Source organism: Streptomyces sp. NPDC055400, assembly GCF_053644375.1.
The window spans coordinates 1-2,674 of the sequence record NZ_JBSHLM010000043.1 but is presented as its reverse complement, the minus strand read 5'-3'; the positions used below and the strand labels follow the sequence as shown (position 1 = coordinate 2,674).

At 71.1% G+C, this 2,674-nt stretch carries 5 protein-coding genes; 1 reads left to right on the top strand and 4 read right to left on the bottom strand.

The window, feature by feature from the left end:
* Positions 1-722 (bottom strand): biotin carboxylase N-terminal domain-containing protein (locus ACWIGU_RS44815; protein WP_454407705.1); only part of this gene is annotated, 722 nt, incomplete at its 3' end.
* Between the two features lie 356 nt (positions 723-1,078).
* Between ACWIGU_RS44815 and ACWIGU_RS44810 the strand changes: the two genes are divergently transcribed.
* Positions 1,079-1,552, top strand: coding sequence for a hypothetical protein (locus ACWIGU_RS44810; RefSeq protein ID WP_356292158.1), 474 nt, complete (start codon positions 1,079-1,081; stop codon positions 1,550-1,552).
* Between the two features lie 19 nt (positions 1,553-1,571).
* On the opposite strand, the gene ACWIGU_RS44805 is transcribed toward ACWIGU_RS44810, so the two are convergent.
* The 3 genes from ACWIGU_RS44805 to ACWIGU_RS44795 all read right to left on the bottom strand — a co-directional run bounded on the left by ACWIGU_RS44805 (position 1,572) and on the right by ACWIGU_RS44795 (position 2,664).
* On the bottom strand, positions 1,572-2,204 hold the full coding sequence (locus ACWIGU_RS44805) for a Maf family protein (protein ID WP_454407704.1): 633 nt from the start codon (positions 2,202-2,204) through the stop codon (positions 1,572-1,574).
* Between the two features lie 50 nt (positions 2,205-2,254).
* Positions 2,255-2,383: a morphogenic membrane protein MmpB gene (mmpB, locus tag ACWIGU_RS44800; RefSeq protein WP_264484688.1), complete on the bottom strand. Its 129-nt coding sequence runs from the start codon at positions 2,381-2,383 to the stop codon at positions 2,255-2,257.
* A 71-nt stretch (positions 2,384-2,454) separates the two neighbouring features.
* Complete coding sequence (locus ACWIGU_RS44795; protein WP_454407706.1) at positions 2,455-2,664, bottom strand: acyl-CoA carboxylase epsilon subunit; 210 nt, start codon at positions 2,662-2,664, stop codon at positions 2,455-2,457.
* Positions 2,665-2,674: the final 10 nt, after the last annotated feature.

Below are 2,674 nucleotides of genomic sequence, written 5' to 3'. Positions count from 1 at the left end.
GCTTCCTCGACGAGTTTTTGGTGGCGGCGCTGCAGGGAGCAGTCGCGGGTGGAGACGACGACCACGTTGCCGTGGGTGTCGGCCAGGCACTGGGTTTCGACGTGGCGGGGTTTGTCGAGGTAGCGCTCGACGAAGCATTCGCCGCGGCCGAAGGCTGCGACGGCTTCGCGTACGGCGGAGTCGTAGAGCTCGGGGACCTCTTCGAGGGTGCGGGCGACTTTGAGGCCGCGGCCGCCGCCGCCGAAGGCGGCCTTGATGGCGATGGGCAGGCCGTGTTCGCGGGCGAACGCGACGACTTCGTCGGAGCCGGATACGGGGTCCGGGGTGCCGGCGACCAGGGGGGCGCCGGCACGCTGGGCGATGTGCCGGGCGGCGACCTTGTCGCCGAGGTCGCGGATGGCCTGCGGGGGCGGGCCGATCCAGATCAGGCCGGCGTCCAGGACGGCCTGGGCGAACTCGGCGTTCTCCGACAGGAATCCGTAGCCGGGGTGGATGGCGTCCGCGCCGGAGTCCTTGGCGGCCTGCAGCACCTTCGCCATGTCGAGATAGCTGGTGGCCGGGGTGTCACCGCCCAACGCGAACGCCTCGTCCGCGGCCCGGACATGCGAAGCGTCCCGGTCCGGTTCCGCGTAAACGGCAACGCTCGCGATACCGGCATCCCGGCACGCCCGGGCCACGCGGACAGCGATTTCGCCACGGTTGGCGATGAGCACCTTGCGCACGATGGCTCCCTCCTTGAAACAAGCCGAGTTTAGGGACTGCCGACACGGGCTTTCGACCCGTCCCCATGAGTGAGCTTGCCCACACGGAGTGCTATTCGAGGCGCGCTCAAGTGGTGAAACCCCTTGTTGCGCCCGGGTACGCAGCCTTCCCTCTTCGAACCCTAGCCCGCCAGAGTGGGCTAGGTCTCTGTGAGACGGCGCTGCGGCACTCCGGGATTCTTTGTGGAGTCCCTACGAATGGCCCAATGATTCTTTGCCTTGGGCAGACCCCTTGTCCCGCGGTTTACCCGTTAGTAGCGTTCGCGTTGTCCCGAACGTACTAGGGGTAACAGCAGTCGAAAGTGGGTGGGGTTCCGGTGGCACGCAGACCGGTGGCATGGGTGGCCGCGATCGTGCTCTTCGCGGAGGCGATCGGCATCGCCCTGCTCAACTGGTTCCTGGGGCTGGTCGTCGACCGCCAGGACATGTCTCTGGCCGGGCTGGACCCCCGCGCCATGTCCGTCTCCGCCTGGATAGCCGGCGCGCTCTTCGGGCTCTATCTCGCGCTGTGCGCCGTCGTCCTCGTACGCATCGCCGTGCGCGACCGCGGGCCGGCCGGCTTCGGCCGCATCCTGCTGATCAGCGCGGCTGTCGTGCACGGGCTGCTCGGAGCGTTCAGCATCGGCCTGGTCGGCTGGCTCGCGTTCGTCTTCATGATGGTCGTGCTCGGGCTCATCGTGCTCACGCTGGTCGCCTATGACCGCAAGGAGCAGGGGGAGGGCGCCGGAGCGGGTGCGGGCGACGCCCCTGCGGGTCCGGCCGACGGGGGCGGGGCGCCGCAGCCCGTCTGAACCGGGCGGGCGTGCGCGGTCAGTCCGCCCACAAGTCCGTGATGTTCACGCCCAGTTGGGCCAGCAGGCGGCGCAGCAGTGGCAACGACAGGCCGATCACGTTCCCGTGGTCGCCGTCGATGCCGTCGATGAACGGGGCCGAGCGGCCGTCCAGCGTGAACGCGCCCGCCACGTGGAGCGGCTCGCCCGAGGCCACGTACGCGGCGATCTCCGCGTCGCTCGGCTCGCCGAACCGGACCACCGTCGAGGCCGTCGCCGACGCATAGCGGCCCGTCGCCGTGTCGTACACGCAGTGGCCCGTCTGCAGGGTGCCCGCGCGGCCCCGCATCGACTTCCATCGCGCCGTGGCCTCCTCGGCGTCCGCGGGCTTGCCGAGCGCCTGGCCGTCGATGTCCAGGACCGAGTCGCAGCCGATCACCAGCGCGCCGTGCACCTCCGGCTTCGCCGCGACCACGGACGCCTTCGCCTCCGCGAGCGCCAGGGCCAGTTCGGCCGGGGTGGGGGCGGACACGGCGTCCTCGTCGACCCCGCTGACCAGCACCTCGGGGGCCAGGCCCGCCTGGCGCAACAGGGCCAGCCTGGCCGGGGACTGGGAGGCGAGGACGAGGCGGCGGCGGGCGCTCACGGGGGTGCTCACGTGGGGATCACTCATGCGGTCAGGGTTCCACATGTGGGCAGGCGGGCGTGCTCGGTCCGGGGCGGCTACACGATTCCCAGAACCAGCATCGCGATCACCATCGCCACCGCGAGCACGAAGCCCGCTCGGCGGAGCATCGCCTGGGTTTCGCGCAGCTCCTCGGGGGGCTCGTTCTCGGGGTCTGACCACAGCATGGATCCGATACTGCTGCCCCGCCGCGCGGTGCGCCTGAGTACGCGTACTCAGGCGCACCCCCACCTACGGACTAGGCAGGCCAGTACGTGCGCGCCCAGCTCGTGGGGCCCGGGGACGGGCGGCGCGCCTGCGCCACCCTCGCCGGGTCCGCCCATGCGTCGCGGGTGACTGCCGCGCCGGGCGGGGCGGTGGTCGCCGCCGCGGCGCGGGCCTGGACCACCGCCAGTGCGGCGGCCAGCTCCTCGGGGGTGGGGTTGCCCCTCACGACCTTGATCATCATTGGTCGGGTC